Genomic DNA, 16,838 nt, shown 5'->3' with positions numbered 1-16,838 from the left:
CGGGTCGGCGTCAGCCCCTGGCGGAGGCGCGGTCGCAGGGTCCGAGGCGCCGTCACAGCCCCCGCGCCGCGTACGCCCTGACGTCCGCGTCCGGGTCCGACGTGACGGTGGCGAGGGCCGCCCGGGCCTCCGCTGTGCCGTTGTGCCGGGTCAGGGCGAGCACCGCCGCCTTGCGCACGTCGGCGTTGGCGTCGGCGAGCGTCTTGGCGAGGGCGGGCACGGCGGTGTCGGCGGGCGCGGCGGACAGGGCGGCGGCGGCACCGGCGCGGACCTGCCACGCCGGATCGGCCAGCGCGGCCACGGCACGCGCGGCGAGCGGGGCCGGGCAGCCGACGGTGGACAGGGCGCCGAGCGCGGCACCGCGGACCAGGGGGTCGCTGTCCTCGGAGAGCCGGTCCAGGGTGCCGGTGAGCAGCTCCCGGCCGCTCGCGGCAAGGGCCCTGGGGCTGACGGCGGCGAGCGCCTTGGCCACGGCGACGCGGACCTCGCGCGAGGCGTCGGCCGCCGCACGGGACAGCGGTTCGACCGCATCGACCGAGACGAGCGCGCGCACGGCTTCGATACGGACGGCGATGTCGGGATCGTCCAGCGCCCCGGCGAACACGCCGACGTTCCCCAGGCGCAGGGCGCGCAGTACGTCGAGGGCGGCGGCGCGGACCACGGGGTCGGCCTCGGCGACCGCGGCGACGAGGGCGGCACCCAGGTCGGGTTCGGGCGGGAGGGTCTCGACCAGCTCGCGCAGCGAGGCAGCGGCGGCCGCACGTACGTCACCGTCGGGGTCGCCGAGGGCGCCGGCCAGGGCCTGCCCGGTGCCGGGCGGCACCGTCTCGGTGAGAACCGAGACCGCGGTGCGCCGCACGGCGGCGTCGAGGTCGGTCAAGTAGGGCTCGATCGCGGCGAGTTCCGGCTGCTCCTCGGCCAGCTCCAGCAGTTCCAGGAGCCGGGGCGAGGCGGTCTCGCCCGAGCCATGGCCCACGGGCCCGGCGGCAGGTGCGGAGGTCGGCCCCGTGGCGACCGGCGCCGCATCCCGCGACCCGGCCGTCGCCACGTCGTCGGCGTGGACCTCGCCGATGTGCCGGGACGGGCCGCCCACCGGCGTGAACTCGTCGACAGGGACCAGATAGGGAGCCACGGGACGGGCCGTGAACTCCATCGAACCGGAGGGGGACTTGTGCAGGTCGAGGTGGTGGAACCAGGAGGCGTCGTCGCGCCGGGGGTGGTCGATGCGGTCGTGGTACAGCCCCCAGCGCGACTCCGTGCGGGCCAGGGAGGCCCGGGCGGCCATTTCCGCGCAGTCGCGGATGAAGGAGACCTCGGCGCAGCGCATCAGCTCGTGCGGGGTGCGCGCACCCATCGCCGCGATGTCGTCGTGCATCCGCTCGAAGGCCTCCAGGGCCAGGGACAGGCGGGCGCCGGACTTCGGCGGCGCCACGTAGTCGTTCACGAAGCGGCGCAGTTTGTACTCGACCTGGGTCTGCGGGGGGCCGTCCGGGTTGCGCAGCGGACGGTAGATCAGTTCGTGCGCTTCGCGCAGCTGCTCCTCGGGCAACTCGCCCTCGTAGGCCTGGTACTGGGACGCGTCCGCGCCCGCGAGGTCACCGAAGACGAACGCGCCGATCATGTAGTTGTGCGGTACGCAGGCCAGGTCACCGGCAGCGTACAGACGGGGGACGGTCGTGCGGGCGTGGTCGTCGACCCTTACGCCCGAAGCCGAGTGGCCGCCGCACAGGCCGATCTCGGAGATGTGCATCTCGACGTCGTGGGTGCGGTAGTCGTGACCCCGGCCCGCATGGAAGGTCCCCCGCGTGGGCCGCTCCGTCGAGTGCAGGATCGACTCCAGGGCGGAGATCGACTCCTCCGGGAGGTGGCTCAGCTTCAGGTACACGGGACCCCGGTCGCTTGCGACCTCCGCCGCGAACTCGGCCATCATCTGGCCCGACCAGTAGTCGGAGTCGACGAAGCGTTCGCCGTGCCGGTTGACCTGGTAGCCGCCGAAGGGGTTGGCGACGTAGGCGCAGGCGGGGCCGTTGTAGTCCTTGATCAGCGGGTTGATCTGGAAGCACTCGATACCGGTGAGCTCGGCGCCGGCGTGGTAGGCCATGGCGTAGCCGTCACCGGCGTTGGTCGGGTTCTCGTACGTGCCGTAGAGATAGCCGGAGGCCGGGAGGCCGAGTCGGCCGCAGGCGCCGGTCGCGAGGATCACCGCGCCCGCGCGCACCACCACGAACGCGCCGGTGCGCGTGTTGAAGCCGACCGCCCCCACGGCGCGCCCCTCGGCGGTGAGCACGCGTACCGGCATCACCCGGTTCTCGATGCGGATCCGCTCCCGCATCTCGCGTCGCCGCAGCTGCCGGTAGAGGACCTTCTTTACGTCCTTGCCCTCCGGCATCGGCAGGACGTAGGAGCCGGAGCGGTGGACCTGGCGGACCGCGTAGTCGCCGTGCTCGTCCTTCTCGAACTTCACGCCGTACGACTCCAGGCGCTGCACCATGCCGAAGCCGCGGGTGGCGGTCTGGCGGACGGTGGACTGGTCGACGATGCCGTCGTTGGCGCGGGTGATCTCGGCGACGTAGTCGTCGGGTTCGGCGCGGCCGGGGATGACCGCGTTGTTGACGCCGTCCATGCCCATGGCGAGCGCTCCGGAGTGGCGGACGTGGGCCTTCTCCAGCAGGAGGACGTTCGCGCCGTGCTCGGCGGCGGTCAGCGCGGCCATGGTGCCGGCCGTGCCGCCGCCGACGACGAGGACGTCGCAGTGGATCTCCTCGGCGTCGGTGAGGGCGGGGATCTCCAGGGGCGTGTTCAGGGAGGGGGTGGTCACCGGAGGGCCTTTCAGGTACCGAGCGAGGTGAGGACGTCGCGCCGCAGCGCCACGCGCGCGGGATCGTCGTGCGCCGTACGGTCGCGCGGGCGCGGCACTTCGCGTACGGCGGTCAGCCGGCCGTTGCCGAGGAGGGCCACGCGGTCGCCGAGGAAGAGGGCTTCGTCCACGTCGTGGGTGACGAAGACGACCGTCGCGCCCGTGCCGCGCAGTACCTCCACCAGCAGGTCCTGCATGCCGGCGCGGGTCTGGGCGTCGAGGGCGCCGAAGGGTTCGTCCATGAGGACGGCGCGGGGTGCGCCGGCCAGCGCGCGGGCCAGCTGGGCCCGCCCGCGCTGGCCGCCGGAGACGCGGTGCGGCAGCTGCCGGGACTGTTCGGCGAGGCCGACGCGCTCCAGCCAGGCCTCCGCCTGGCGCCGGCGCTCCGCACGGGGCAGTCCCTTGACGGCGAGGGGCAGTTCGACGTTCGCGCGCAGGGTGCGCCAGGGCAGGAGAGCGTCCTCCTGGAAGATCAGGGCGCGGTCGGCGGCGGGGCCGGTCAGCGGGTGTCCGTCCTGGCCGACGTCTCCGGCGAGGGGTGCGAGCAGTCCGGCCAGGGTGCGCAGCAGGGTCGACTTGCCGCAGCCGGAGGGTCCGACGAGGGTGAGGATCTCGCCGGGGGCCACGTCGAGGTCGACTCCCTCCAGGACGGGTGCGCCGGGCCGTCCGAGCGTGGCGTCCCGCAGGGTCAGTCCCGCGCCGGTGCGGGCGGGCGAGCGGAGGTCAGACGAGCTGGTCATGGGGCGCCTCCTCCTTGGTGGTGGGGCTCACCGGCGCGGGGGCGGCGGCACCGCGCGCCGGGCGTGGAGTCCGTGCGCCGGGGAGATACGACGTGCGCGGCAGCCAGCGGGTCAGGCGGCGGCCGAGGAGCTCCACGGCCGTGGACGTCACCCAGCCGAGCACACCGATCGTGATCATGCCGACGAAGACACCCGCGTAGTTGACGACGGTGTAGTCCTGCCAGGTGCGGTAGCCGACGCCGTACTGGCCGGAGATCATCTCGGCGGAGATGACGCAGATCCACGAGACGCCGATGCCGACCGACAGCCCGCCGAAGATGCCGGGCAGCGCGCCCGGCAGGACGACGGAGCCGAGGATTCGCCACCGGCCGCCGCCCATGGTGAGGACCGCCTCCTCCCACACGGGCGTCAGCGCGCGGACCGCATGCCGGGTGGAGACCAGAACGGGGAAGAAGGCGGCGGTGCAGGTGATGAAGACGATGCCCTGTTCGTTGGAGGGGAAGAGCAGGATCGCGACGGGGACCAGGGCGATCGCCGGGATCGGGCGGACGACCTCCAGCACCGGCCCGAGCAGGTCCTCGGCGAGGCGGGAGCGCGCCACGAGCACGCCCGTCGCCACGCCGAGCACGGCGGCGAGGAGGAAGCCGGTGAGGATGCGGGTGAGGCTGTCGGTGAGATCCGTCCAGTAGTCAGGGCCGGACAGCCGGTCGGCGAAGGTGCGGGCCACATCGGTGACGGTCGGGAACTGCGAGAAGCGCAGCCACAGGTCGACGTTGAGTCCGGCCAGCAGTTGCCAGGCGCCGAGGGCGGCCGCGAGCGAGACGAGCCGCAGGGCATACCGGCCCGCGCGCCGCGGACGGCGGGGCGCGAACCGGTTCTCCGGTTGTGGCGTTCGCCGGGTCACGACGCCTGCCCCAGCGCGTCGGCGTACGTGATGACGCGGGCACCCCCGTGTGCGGTGACGTAGGCCTTGGCGGTGGCGGGGGCGACGAAGGGGAGGAGCCGGCTGCCGTCGGCCACCCAGACCGCCTTGTCGGCGAACCAGAGGGTGCCGGTGGTGGCGTCGGGGACGTAGGCCGCGCGGATGCCGTCCGTGTGCTTCTTCACGTAACCGAGCAACTCGGCGGGCGACTTGAAGGAGACGGTCTTCTCGGCGCCCTTGGGCCACACCTCACTCGCGGAGGCCGGCGGGGTCGCGGCGAGCCGCTGGGCGTAGTCCGAGCCGAGGGCCTTCTTGACGTACTGGTCGTCGACGAAGGAGTCCACGTCGATGTCGCCGGTCAGCTTGGCCGACTTCAGGACCGCGACGTCCTTCTTCAGCGCGGAGATCAGCTGCGGCTTGACCGCCGGGTCGAAGGTGGAGATGCCGTGGGCGCCGTTGTAGAGGTAGACGACCTCGGCGGGTAGTCCGGTGGCCTTGGCGACCGACTCGGCGGCGGCGACCGGGTGGGCGTTGAGGTAGTCGGTGGCCTCCGACTGGGCCTTGAGGAAGGCTTCGAGCACGGCGGGCCGCTGCCCCGCGAAGTCCTCGCGGGCGGTGACGCCGTGGAAGGTGGGGAGGTTCAGCCGGCCGCCGTCGTACAGGGCCTTCGCCTTGCCCTGGAAGGTGAGCAGGCCCGGCCAGGCGACGAACTGCGACAAGGCGTCCGCGCTGCCCGCCGTCAGGGCCGAGGCGCCGACCGCGGGCTGCTGGTTGAGCTTCTGGATGCCCTTGTCGGGGTCGATGCCGGCGCGCTGCAGGGCCCGTACGAGCGTGCCGTCGGCGGCGGAGCCGACGCTCGTGGAGACCTTCTTGCCCTTCAGGTCGGTGAGGGTGGCCAGCTTCGAGTCCGGGGAGGTGACGATCGTGTTGAGGCCGCCGCGCAGGTTGTAGCCGGTGACGGAGACCAGGTGGGTCGGCTTGCCGAGCTGCTTGCCGCGGGCCGCGTTGATGAGGAGCGGGAAGTCGCCCATCGAGCCGATGTCGATCTTTCCTGCGGTCATCTGCGCGGTGATGGGGGCGCCCGTGGCGTAGTCCTGCCAGTCCACCTTGTAGTGCTTGCCGTCGCCCAGCGAGTTCAGCTCCTTCTCGAAGTAGCCGAGGGAGCGCAGGAGGGTGCCCGCGGTGACCGTGTTGATGGTCTTGGACTGGTAGCCGACGGTGACGGTGACCGTGGAGCCGTCGCTGCCGGCCGCAGCGTTGCCGCCGCAGGCGGTCAGCGGGAGGAGAAGGAGGGCGGCGGCTGCGGCAACTGCTTTGTGTTTCATGGGAGTTCGGGGCCTTTCACCGAAGCAGATAGGGCATGTTGACCGTCACGGCTCCGGTGGGACAGCGGGCCGCGCACGGGCCGCAGTACCAGCACTCGTCGACGTGCATATAGGCCTTGCCGCTGCTCTCGTCGATGGCGAGGGAGTCCAGCGGGCACATGTCGACGCAGAGGGTGCAGCCGTCGATGCACTTCGACTCGTCGATGGTCACGGGCACGTCGGCCCGCTGGGGCACCAAAGGCATGGCTGTCTCCGGGAAACGGGTCTGAAAGAGGGCGGGGAGAGGTCAGAGGGAGCGGTGCAGCAGACCGCTCATGGTGATGCGGTCGCCGCGGAAGCGGATGAACTCCAGGTCGACCGGGCGGCCGTCGGCGAGGTGCGTGAGCCGTTCCAGCATGAGGACGGCCGCGCCGCGCGGGGCTTCGAGTACGGCGGCGGAGTGGGCGTCCGCGTTGACCGCCTCCAGGGTGATCTCGGCGTGCCCGAGACGCCGGCCGGTGATCGTCTCCAGGAGGCGGAAGACGTCGGTGTTCTCCAGGTCGGCGCCGAGCAGGGCGGTGCCGATGTCGAGCGGGATGTAGGTGAGGTCGAGGGAGAGGGGCAGACCATTGAGCCTGCGCAGGCGTTCGATGTAGAGGACGTCGTCGCCGGCGGGGACGCGGAGGCGTTCGGCGACCGGGGCGGGTGCGGGGGCGGGGCCCACGGTGCGGACCTCGTTGGTGACGCGGCCGTGTTCGTGGAGGGTCTCCGCGAGCCCCATCAGATGGTCGAGGCCGTGCGGGTACTTCTCGGCGACGACCACGGTGCCCACTCCGGGGAGCCGTTCCACGAGGCCTTCGGCCCTCAGCAGGTCCAGCGCCTGGCGGACGGTGTTGCGGGTGGCGCGGTACTCCGTGGCGAGGGTCGTCTCGTGCGGGAGTGTGCCGTCCGGGAAACCGCCGGCCAGGAGCTGGTGGCGGAGCAGGTCGGCAAGCTGCCTTGCCTGGTCGGCGCGCAGCCGACGCCGCGCACGGTGGGCGGCGACGGTGGTCGCGCCCTGTCCGGCGTGGTCTCGGATGCGGTCGGCGGGAGGCATGCTTCGAACCATAGCGAGCTGGTAGGGAACGGAGTGTTGCAGCAGTGTTGCGCCACTTGCCGGGGCGTCAGGTGGGGCGCTGACCTGGGATTACGTTCACCCTCAAGCAAGATCTGCCACGACGGATCAGCCCGTCCGGCGTTGAGGACGAGGCCGTCGGGCCGAAAGCGCCCGTCCCGAAGAAAGCAGCCCTCAGGGCAAGGCTCAGCCGAGCGCCGTGAGCCCCGGTGCGAACGCGATCAGCAGCGGCAGCAACGGCACCAGCGCCGCCACCGTCGTCGTCAGCGCCCGGTGCCGGCGCCCGAGCCGCGGCGGCGGCTCAAGGAGGCGGTCGACCCGTTCGCCGAGGAGGCGGTGGCTGGAGGCGCAGGACAGTACGCCGCGGTGCTGGTTCAGCTCGATCAGGGCGAGCGCGGTGGTCAGATGGCCGCACCGGCGGGACGCCGTGTCGTCCGCGGCCAGCTCCACCAGCCGGTGCGTCTGCTCGCAGAAGTGGGCGAACAGCGGGATGCGGGGAAACCCGGTGGCCAGCGCGCTCGACAGATGCAGCAGCCAGTCGTGGTGCGCCCGCGCATGATCGCGTTCATGCGTCAGGACCGCGTCGAGCTGGTGGTCGGTGAGCCGGTGCAGGGCGCCCGTGGTCACGACCAGCTGGGGCGGGTGCCCGGGCATCCACCAGGCGTCCGGGTACTCGTCCTCCAGCACCAGCAGGGGGCCGCGCGCCGCCTCCTCCAGCCCGGCGGGCAGCTCGGGGGCGCGTTCGCGCAGATGCGCCCGGGTCTGCCCGCGGCGGCGGCGCGCCTCGACGAGTTCGCGGGCGAGCATCGCCGTCGTCCAGGCGGCGCCGCAGGCCAGCAGCAGGGTGAGGGCCGCGGACCAGGCGGGCGCGGCGGTCAGGTCGTACGCCGCGGTCACGGCCGGCGGCGCCGGCGCGAAGACGTGGTCGCGGAAGGTGTGGAAGACGGCGGCCGCGCCCAGCACGAGCGCCGTCAGACAGCACAGCAGGACCGTGGCGACCAGGCACTGCCACACCCACAGCGCGACCACGGGCTCCCGCTCGGGCCACGCCGACCGCACCAGCGCACGCGGCACCGGCACGGCGGCCATCAGGGCGACGAGGCTCAGCAGGAGCAGACAGACGGTCATGCCACGGTCTCCGGATCCTGGTCGGAGGAAGGGGCGGGGCGCTCGGGTGGTGCGGCTCGGCGCACAAGGCGCCGCCGCCAGTATGACGGCGAACGGCCCAGGAGTCAGGGGACGACGGCCGTCCCGTACGACACACCTCGTACATCTCGCACGTCTCGTACGACCACCCGCACGACCCGTGCCGCCGCCGTCACGCCCCGCAACTCCCGCTCACTCAGTCGCGCTTGCCACGATCCGGCCGCTCACCTCGCCGAGGCCCACGCGGGTCCCGCCCGGTCCGGGCGCCCACGCCGACAACGTCACCACGTCCCCGTCCTCCAGGAACGTCCGCTTGCCCTCGGGAAGTTCCAGCGGATCCCGCCCGTTCCAGGTCAGCTCCAGCAGCGACCCGCGCTGCGCGGGCTCCGGACCGCTGACCGTGCCCGACCCGTACAGATCGCCGGTCCGCAGGGAGGCGCCGTTCACGGTCATATGGGCCAGCTGCTGCGCGGCCGTCCAGTACATGGTGGAGAACGGCGGCTCGGAGACGACGGAGCCGTTGATCGCGACGGAGATCCGCAGGTCGTACCCGCCGGGACCGTTGCCCGAGTCGGCTGCGTCGTCCAGATACGGCAGCAGCTGGTGGGTCCGCTCCGGCGGTGCCACCCGCGCGTCCTCCAGCGCGTCCAGCGGGGTGATCCACGCCGACACCGACGTGGCGAAGGACTTGCCGAGGAACGGGCCGAGGGGGACGTACTCCCAGGCCTGGATGTCCCGCGCGGACCAGTCGTTGAGCAGGCACAGACCGAAGACGTGCTCCCGGAAGTCGCCGAGCGCCACCGGCCGCCCGCGCTCCGAGGGCACACCCACCACGAATCCGACCTCGGCCTCGATGTCGAGGCGGACGGACGGCCCGAAGACGGGCGCCGCGTCGGCCGGGGCCTTGCGCTGCCCGGACGGCCGTACGACGTCCGTGCCCGACACCACGACCGTGCCGGACCGCCCGTGGTAACCGATCGGGAGATGCTTCCAGTTGGGCGTCAGCGAGTCCGTGGCGTCCGGGCGGAAGATCTGGCCGACATTCCGGGCGTGGTTCTCCGAGGCGTAGAAGTCGACGTAGTCCGCGACCTCGAACGGGAGGTGGAGCGTCACCGACGCCAGCGGATGCAGAAAGGCCCCGACCGCCTCCTGGTGCGCCGGTACCGTCACCCACGCCGTCAGCGCGCGGCGTACGTCCGACCAGGTGGTGCGGCCCGCGGCGAGCAGCGGGTTCAGCGAGGGCCGCGCGAGCAGGGAGGCGTACGGCGAACCGAGCGCCCGCGCCGCCGCGCCCGCGTCCAGGACATGCTCGCCGAGCCGGACGCCGACGGTCCGCTCCGTCGAGCCGGCGGGGGAGAAGACGCCGTACGGAAGGTTGTGCGGACCGAAGGGATCGCCCTCGGGGACATCGAAGGGGGGCATGGGGTGCTGCCTCACTCTCACTGTGTCGCGGACCGTCTGTCGTGTGCCACCTGCGCGAACCGTTACATGGCCGCTGTGTGGACGCGCCACACGTTACGGCCGGGTTGCCAGTCTTGGGCAGTGTCTAAAGAGTTTGCAATGTCCGAATTGGGCTTGTCGGACGTGGCAATTCCGGCTTAGCGTCCTTTGGGGGACACGGACGGGGTGGGTCCGGTCCGTAGGGGGGACGCGTGGGGGGACCCGTGGCCAGCAGCGCGCGCAGTGTGCCGTTCGCGGCCGACCGTGAAGTGCCGGGCCTGATCGTCAAGTTCGGCGACTACCCGCTGCACCACGGCGGTGTCGGTGCGATCCGCAGCCTGGGCCGTCTCGGCGTGCCGATGTATGCGATCGCCGAGGACCGTTACACACCCGCCGCCTCCTCCCGCTATCTCGAGAAAGCCTTCGTCTGGCCGACCACCGGCACGGAGGAACCCGCCCGTCTGGTGGAGGGCCTGCTGCGCATCGGGCGCCGCATCGGCCGCCCGGCCGTCCTCGTCCCGACCGACGAGGAGGCGGCGGTGCTGATCGCAGAGCACCAGGACGCGCTCGCCGGCCGCTTCCTGTTCCCACGGGTCGAGCCCGCCCTGCCCCGCCGCCTCGCGAGCAAGCAGGGACTGCACGAACTGTGCGTGGAACACGGCATTCCGAGCCCCACGGCCGCCTTCCCGCAGTCGTACGACGACATCGTCACGTTCGCCGAGAAGGCCCGCTTCCCGGTGGTCGCCAAGAACCGTGAGGCGTTCGTCCGCCGCAGGCAGCCGGCGGTGAACGGCACCACGCGGATCTCCACCCCCGAGGGCCTGCTGCGCCTCGCTCGGGACTGGGGCGAGTGCCCGGGGGTGATCCTCCAGGAGTACCTGCCGAGGGAGGACGCCGAGGACTGGATCGTGCACGCCTACTTCGACCAGGACTCCACCCCGCTGGCCATGTTCACCGGCGTCAAGGTGCGCTCCTGGCCGCCGCACGCGGGCATGACGGCGAACGCGTACGTCGTCGACAACCCGGAACTCGCGGACATCGCCGCGCGTTTCATCAAGCAGATCGGCTTCACCGGCATCATCGACCTCGACCTGCGCTTCGACCGGCGCGACGGACAGTACAAACTCCTCGACTTCAACCCCCGCATGGGCGCCCAGTTCCGGCTCTTCGAGAACGAGTCGGGGGTGGACGTCGTCCGCGCCATGCATCTGGACCTGACCGGCCGCTCCGTCCCGGAGGGGGAACAGCGGGCCGGCCACCGGTACATCGTGGAGAACATCGACCTGCCCGCCCTGCTCGCCTACCGCCGCAGCGGCTATACGACGCCGCACGCACCGGCGCGCGCGAGCGGGACGGAGCTGGCCTGGCTCGCGGGTGACGACCCGCTGCCGTTCCTCACGATGCTCGCGCGCTTCGTGCGGCCGGGCGCGAAGCACCTGTACCAGCTGTGGCGGACCAACCGCCGCGGCAGCACCACCAGTTCAGGCGGCTAGCCGACCGGTCGGCCGCCCGAGACGAACCACACGAAGTGACGAAGTGAGCGTCCTGGGGAGGGACTTCGTGATTCAACCGGTTGCAGTCATCGGCGCCGGGCCCTTCGGCCTGTCGACCGCCGCCCATCTCCGAGCACGCGGACTGCCGGTCCGTGTCTTCGGCGAGCCCATGGTCAGCTGGCGCGACCACATGCCCGCCGGAATGCTCCTCAAGTCGACCCCTGCCGCCTCCAGTCTGGACGCGCCGCAGCAGGGCCACACACTCGCAGACTACTGCGACGCCGCCGGCATCAGGCGGCTGGTGACGGACGAGGACATCATCCCCGTCGAGACCTTCATCTCCTACGGCGAGTGGTTCCAGCAGAAGCTGGTGCCCGAACTGGAGCGGGTGCGGGTGGTGTCGGTGGACCGGCGCAAGGGTGGTGGCTTCGAACTGAAGCTGGACTCCGGTGAGTTGTTCACCGCCCGCGCGGTCGTCGTGGCGACCGGTCTGTCCGGCCTCGCGTACCTGCCGGCCGAACTGGCCACCGCCGCGGCGGACGGACCCACCCCCACGGGCCCGGTCTCCCACAGCTCCCAGCAGCACGACCTGACGCGCTACGCCGGCAAGGAACTGATCGTGATCGGCGCAGGCCAGTCCGCGCTGGAGACGGCGGCGCTGGCGGCGGAGGCGGGCGCACGGGTGCGGGTGGTCTCCCGGGGCCGCGGCAGGGTCGCCTTCGGCGCACCGCCGTGGAAGCAGCCGAGGCTGCGCCCCGAGTCGCCCTTCGGCCGCGCCTGGTCCCTGTGGGCCCTCAGCTACTACCCGCACCCCTACCGCTACCTGCCGGCCGAGACCCGCCACTACCTGGTGCGGCGCGTACTCGGCCCGCTCGGCGCCTGGTGGCTGCGCGACCGCTTCGAGGGGAAGGTACAGGTCAGCGAGGTCGACCGGATCGTGCGGGCGGACGCGGCCGACGGCTGCTGCGAGCTCACGGTGCGCACCCACGCGGGCCGCGTCCAGGACATGTCCGCGGACCACGTCATCGCGGCCACCGGTTACCGGGTGGACATCGCGGCCATGGACTTCCTCGGCCACGAACTGCGCACGCGTCTCGCGGTGAGCCGCGGCACACCCAAACTGGGCGCGGGATACGTCTCCTCGGTCCCCGGCCTGTACTTCACCGGCCTGCCGGCCGCGGCGTCGTACGGCCCGGTGATGCGTTTCGTGTGCGGTACCGAGTTCGCCTCTCCGAGGCTGGCCAAACACCTGGCGGCAGCGCACGGCTAGGCCGGGGCCGCGGGCCCCGGCCTGATGATGAAGAGCCCACAAGGATAAGGGAGTTGGGCGAGGGACGGTGGAGCAACGGGCCGTCGTCCGGTTCGCGATGAGTCGGTGGGGCGTCCTGTCCGTATTCTCTGATCATGGCCGCACCCACCGCATATGCACTCATCGCCACCGACCTGGACGGCACGCTGCTCCGAGGCGACGACACGCTGTCCGACCGGTCCCTCGCCGCGCTCGCCCGGGTCGCCGGGGCCGGCGCCCGGCACCTCGTCGTGACGGGCCGGCCGGCCCCCAGGGTGCGGCCGCTCTTCGACCAACTGGGCAGCAGGGGGCTCGCGGTGTGCGGGCAGGGCGCGCAGGTGTACGACGTGGGCGCGGACCGTCTGCTGTGGTCCGTCACCCTGGACCGGGAGCTGGCCGAGACCGCCCTCGGCAAGATCGAGGCCGAGGTGGGCCAGGTGTACGCGGCTGTCGACCAGGACGGTGTGGAGGGCCTCACGCTCATCGAACCGGGCTACCTGATGCCGCATCCGACGCTGCCGGCGGTCCGGGTCGACCGGCGCGACGACCTCTGGTGCGAACCCATCAGCAAGGTGCTGCTGCGCCATCCCGCACTGTCCGACGACGAGTTGGCGGCGACGGCACGCTCGGTCGTCGGTTCGCTGGCCACCGTCACCATGTCGGGACCGGGGACCGTCGAACTCCAGCCATGCGGCATCACCAAGGCGACGGGCCTCGCACTGGCCGCCGCACACCTGGGACTCGGTCCTGAGCAGACGATCGCCTTCGGCGACATGCCCAACGACATTCCCATGTTCGACTGGGCCGCCCACGGCGTCGCCATGGCCAACGCCCACCCCGAACTCAAGGCGGTGGCCGACGAGATCACCCTGTCGAACGAGGACGACGGCATCGCCGTCGTCCTCGAGCGACTGTTCGTCGAGTTCGGGGAGCTCGACGAACTCGTGGAGCTCGGCCAGCTCGAGGGGCTGTGAGCGGTCGCACCCCGAAGGGGCGCGGGGCTGTATCCCTGTGCGGCTCCGCCGCAAAGCGCCTAGTAGGCGCCGAACACGTTGTCGATCGACCCGTACCGCGCGGCAGCGTACTTGCAGGCGGCCGTGATGTTTGCGATCGGGTCGAAGGGGTTCATCGCCGTGCCGGGCACGTGGTAGGCGAGGAATGTCGGGTCGATGACTTGCAGCAGCCCCTTGGACGGAGTGCCTGCGAGCGCGTTCGAGTCCCAGTTGTTGATGGCGGCCGGGTCGCCCGAGGACTCGCGGATGATGTTGCGGTAGATCCCGTTGTACGTCCCGGGGATTCCGTTCTGCTTCATGACCTGGAGGGCGCCCCTGATCCAGCCGTCGAGATTGTCGGCGTAGCCCATCGACTTCACGTTGGCCACGGTCGGGGTGGCGGCGGACGCGGTGTTCGCCCCGATGAGCGGAAGGGCGAGAACGGCGGCGCCGGTGCCGGTGACGGCGAGCTTGCGGGCGAGGCGGTTGCTTCTGGGACGGCGGTGCTGACCTGTTGCAGGCATGGCGGGATCCTCTCCGTCGCCTGCGAGGTGAGCTGTCGGGTTCGGGCGGGGAGATGCCCGGCCGCGCAGCCGTACGGCGACGCGGCTTCACCCCTAGCCGCACCGGGATGCCCGGTCCGGCGGCCTACCTGGTTCCCCCGCTCCTGCCGTGCGAGTGGTTCGGTCGATGGTCGTGCGCGGGCGGCGGCAGGATTCGGCGTCCGCCCGACAGGCCGGGAACGTATGCGAGAGCACATGGCGGGAACAAGTGTCGGGCTCACAGATCAGGCCTATTGACCTTGGTCTGAGGCTTATGGGGTGCTTGATCCTTTGCGGTTGCCAAGCCTCAACTCGCCTGCGGGGGTGGGGAAGCGGCGGGGGAATCGGCACCGCGCGTCCGTCGTGCCGTGTGAGTCAAGTCACCGGCATCCGCAAGAACGGCAAAAAGGGCAATGACCCCAACTCATAGTCAACCAGCCGCCCATCGCCTCATTGGGGGGCGAAAGCGGAACCTGTCATGTGGTGCACGTCGTTGTCATGACGGTCGCCCGTCGAGCACCCCGGGCCCGGGATCCGGAGGTCCTCGTGAGTCGTTTCGTGGGGGAAGGATGTTTCGGGCTCGTTCAAACGAGGGACACGCCGAGCGGCGCGCCGGGGACGAGCCGGGGGGTGCTCCGAGAGGCGGGTCGGCCGACACCCCGATAGACAAGTCGATAGATATCCGTTCTTATCGGTTGATCAAAAACATACCGGTCGTGATCCGATACCGCCCGGGCTGGACGGGTGGGTGGCATCGGTGATCGAAAGGTGACCGGATACGCTGACTTGAGTGATGTCAGCGACCTATCGACAAACCGTGTAACCGCCAGTAGACACCAGCAGACAGGAGACCCCTCGTGACCGTCGTCGGGCCGTTCGGGCTGAGCGTGCGGGACCAGGCTCTGGAAGCCGATGTCCAGGCCGGATTGGCGGCCGTCGAGGAAGGTTTGCTCGAAGCCACCAAGAGTGAGGTGCCCTTCATCACGGAGGCCGCCCAGCACCTGGTGCGGGCGGGCGGGAAGCGGTTCCGCCCGCTGCTCGTGATGCTCGCCGCCCAGTTCGGTGATCCGTATGCGCCGGGTGTCGTGCCGTCGGCCGTGGTGGTGGAGCTGACCCATCTGGCGACGCTGTACCACGACGACGTGATGGACGAGGCCGCCGTGCGGCGCGGCGTCGACAGCGCCAACACCCGCTGGGGCAACTCGGTGGCGGTCCTCACCGGCGACTTCCTGTTCGCGCGCGCCTCGCACATCCTCGCCGACCTCGGCCCCGAGGCGGTCCGGGTCCAGGCCGAGGCGTTCGAGCGCCTGGTCACGGGGCAGATCCTGGAGACGGCGGGGCCGCAGGACGGCCGGGACCCGGTCGACCACTACCTGGACGTGCTCGGCGGCAAGACGGGTTCCCTGGTGGCCGTGTCGTGCCGCTTCGGGGCGATGATGTCGGGCGCCGACGAGACGGTCGTGGACGTACTGACGCAGTACGGGGAGCGGCTGGGGGTCGCCTTCCAGCTGGCGGACGACGTACTGGACATCGCCTCCGAGTCGCGCGAGTCCGGGAAGACGCCCGGGACCGACCTCCGTGAGGGGGTCCCCACCCTTCCGGTGCTGCGACTGCGGGAGCGGGCGGCCCGGCTGGGGCTCGCCGAGGACATCGCCCTGTGCGAGCTGCTGGACTCCGACCTGAGCGACGACGCGCGGCACGCCGAGGCGCTCGCCGGGCTGCGGGAGCATCCCGCGCTGGAGCAGGCGCGCCGGGACACGGTGCGGTACGCGGAGGACGCGCGAGCGGCGCTGGCCCCGCTGCCGGAGTGCGATGCGAAGCTGGCGCTGATGGAGATGTGCGACGCCGTCGTCCATCGGGCCGGCTGAGCTGCCACTCCGACCTGCATGTTCGAGTGATGTGATACACGTCACATATCTGGACTGAGTCCAGAATAAGATCGCTTCCGTAGTCCTCCCCAGAAGGCCGACGCAGGGGGTGTCGGCCGGTCTACGGGGAGAAAACAGAATCATGGGCATGAACACGACGTTCTCGAAGCGCCGTAAGAGCCTGATGGTGGCCGCCGCCGCGGTGGCCGCCGCAGGGGGGATCGCCGCCGCGGTGATCCCGGCCCACGCCGCCGGGGGGACCCTGTCCGGCGACACCGGGGGAACCGTTCTTGCCGCCAGTCTGCGGGGGGCCAACGAGGTTCCCGTGGCGGGCGGTCCGGCCGTCGGCGACAAGGACGGCGCCGCGCTCGAGTTCATCAAGGTGCAGGACGACAAGGTGTCCGTCGCCGTGACCTGGCGCGGCACCGGCAAACCGACCATGCTCCACATCCACCAGGGCGCCCGGGGGACCAACGGGGGCGTCAAGGTCGACTTCACCGACCTGCTGAAGAACAGCAAGCGGCACAGCGTCACCGGCACGGTCGAGGTCAAGGACGCCGGGCTGCTCGCCGCCCTCAAGTCCGACCCCGGTTCGTTCTACGCCAACCTGCACACCACCGAGTTCCCCGGCGGAGCCGTCCGCGGCCAGCTCCACAAGGTCACCGTCGCCGCCTTCGACTTCCGTCACGCCCTGCACAACTTCCAGGCGTCCGTGATCAAGGGCAAGCAGATCTACGAGTGCAAGCCGGCCACCGGCGGCGGCTACGCCTTCGCCCAGCGAGACGTCGGCGCCCTGCTCGGCGGCGGCATCCGGCACTCCTTCGTGGCGCCCAACTCCGGTACGCCGCAGTGGGTCGCGCCGGACGGAAGCGCGGTGACCGGGGCCGTCCTGGCCAAGACGCCGAACGGGGACGGCAACATCCCCGAGCTCGACCTCAAGGCCACTCAGGCCGGCAAGCACCACGGTCTGCTCGCGAACACCACCGAGATCCTGCGGCTCAACACCGTGGGCGGAGTGGCCCCGGCCGGCTCCTGCACTCCGGGCGCGATCGTTGGAGTGCCGTACCGGGCGGACTACGTCTTCCTGCAGAACTGACGGGAGCTCACCCAGGGCGGCGTCTTCCCCCTGCGA

General features: G+C 71.3%; 14 protein-coding genes and 1 riboswitch. Of the genes, 5 read left to right on the top strand and 9 right to left on the bottom strand.

Features of this window, described 5'->3' with window-relative positions; genetic code table 11:
• Positions 1-52: 52 nt before the first annotated feature.
• From ABT254_RS02410 to fahA, 8 genes are all read right to left on the bottom strand, one after another.
• On the bottom strand, positions 53-2,818 hold the full coding sequence (locus tag ABT254_RS02410) for a fumarate reductase/succinate dehydrogenase flavoprotein subunit (protein WP_351462593.1): 2,766 nt from the start codon (positions 2,816-2,818) through the stop codon (positions 53-55).
• 11 nt (positions 2,819-2,829) lie between these two features.
• Entirely contained in the window at positions 2,830-3,597 is a 768-nt protein-coding gene (locus ABT254_RS02405) for an ABC transporter ATP-binding protein (protein ID WP_351462591.1), read from the bottom strand.
• Complete coding sequence (locus tag ABT254_RS02400; RefSeq protein WP_450751657.1) at positions 3,581-4,501, bottom strand: ABC transporter permease; 921 nt, start codon at positions 4,499-4,501, stop codon at positions 3,581-3,583. The genes ABT254_RS02405 and ABT254_RS02400 overlap by 17 nt, the downstream gene beginning before the upstream one ends.
• Positions 4,498-5,844 (bottom strand): ABC transporter substrate-binding protein, encoded by a 1,347-nt coding sequence (locus tag ABT254_RS02395; protein WP_351462589.1) that lies wholly within the window; start codon positions 5,842-5,844, stop codon positions 4,498-4,500. The genes ABT254_RS02400 and ABT254_RS02395 overlap by 4 nt, the downstream gene beginning before the upstream one ends.
• 16 nt (positions 5,845-5,860) lie before the next feature.
• The gene (locus tag ABT254_RS02390) at positions 5,861-6,088 is read right to left on the bottom strand and encodes a 4Fe-4S dicluster domain-containing protein (RefSeq protein WP_009338563.1); all 228 of its coding nucleotides are present in this window, start codon (positions 6,086-6,088) and stop codon (positions 5,861-5,863) included.
• Between the two features lie 42 nt (positions 6,089-6,130).
• A complete protein-coding gene (locus ABT254_RS02385; protein WP_351462586.1) occupies positions 6,131-6,919 on the bottom strand; it encodes a GntR family transcriptional regulator in 789 nt (262 codons plus the stop codon).
• A 204-nt stretch (positions 6,920-7,123) separates the two neighbouring features.
• Positions 7,124-8,065 (bottom strand): M56 family metallopeptidase, encoded by a 942-nt coding sequence (locus ABT254_RS02380; protein WP_351462584.1) that lies wholly within the window; start codon positions 8,063-8,065, stop codon positions 7,124-7,126.
• Positions 8,066-8,275: 210 nt separating this feature from the next.
• Positions 8,276-9,505, bottom strand: a complete 1,230-nt coding sequence (fahA, locus tag ABT254_RS02375; RefSeq protein WP_351462582.1) for a fumarylacetoacetase — start codon at positions 9,503-9,505, stop codon at positions 8,276-8,278.
• Between the two features lie 263 nt (positions 9,506-9,768).
• On the opposite strand from fahA, the gene ABT254_RS02370 reads away from it, so the two are divergent.
• From ABT254_RS02370 to ABT254_RS02360, 3 genes are all read left to right on the top strand, one after another.
• Positions 9,769-11,016 (top strand): carboxylate--amine ligase, encoded by a 1,248-nt coding sequence (locus ABT254_RS02370; RefSeq protein ID WP_351462862.1) that lies wholly within the window; start codon positions 9,769-9,771, stop codon positions 11,014-11,016.
• A 67-nt stretch (positions 11,017-11,083) separates the two neighbouring features.
• Positions 11,084-12,286 carry an FAD-dependent oxidoreductase gene (locus ABT254_RS02365; protein ID WP_351462581.1) on the top strand — a complete coding sequence of 401 codons (1,203 nt, stop codon included), beginning with the start codon at positions 11,084-11,086 and terminating at the stop codon, positions 12,284-12,286.
• Positions 12,287-12,420: 134 nt separating this feature from the next.
• The gene (locus tag ABT254_RS02360) at positions 12,421-13,278 is read left to right on the top strand and encodes an HAD family hydrolase (RefSeq protein WP_351462579.1); all 858 of its coding nucleotides are present in this window, start codon (positions 12,421-12,423) and stop codon (positions 13,276-13,278) included.
• A gap of 59 nt (positions 13,279-13,337) precedes the next feature.
• Here the strand turns inward: ABT254_RS02360 and ABT254_RS02355 are convergent, their stop codons facing one another.
• Complete coding sequence (locus ABT254_RS02355; protein WP_351462577.1) at positions 13,338-13,820, bottom strand: transglycosylase SLT domain-containing protein; 483 nt, start codon at positions 13,818-13,820, stop codon at positions 13,338-13,340.
• A gap of 4 nt (positions 13,821-13,824) precedes the next feature.
• Positions 13,825-13,995: riboswitch (cyclic di-AMP (ydaO/yuaA leader) on the bottom strand.
• Between the two features lie 700 nt (positions 13,996-14,695).
• Between ABT254_RS02355 and ABT254_RS02350 the strand changes: the two genes are divergently transcribed.
• Together ABT254_RS02350 and ABT254_RS02345 are read left to right on the top strand one after the other, a co-directional pair.
• Positions 14,696-15,706, top strand: a complete 1,011-nt coding sequence (locus ABT254_RS02350; protein ID WP_351462575.1) for a polyprenyl synthetase family protein — start codon at positions 14,696-14,698, stop codon at positions 15,704-15,706.
• A 148-nt stretch (positions 15,707-15,854) separates the two neighbouring features.
• On the top strand, positions 15,855-16,802 hold the full coding sequence (locus ABT254_RS02345; RefSeq protein ID WP_351462573.1) for a CHRD domain-containing protein: 948 nt from the start codon (positions 15,855-15,857) through the stop codon (positions 16,800-16,802).
• Positions 16,803-16,838 lie beyond the last annotated feature (36 nt).

Source organism: Streptomyces sp. NPDC001137 (genome assembly GCF_040298885.1).
Taxonomy (GTDB): Bacteria; Actinomycetota; Actinomycetes; order Streptomycetales; family Streptomycetaceae; genus Streptomyces.
The sequence above is the reverse complement of the archived record's forward strand: the minus strand, read 5'-3'. Positions and strand labels throughout refer to the sequence as shown.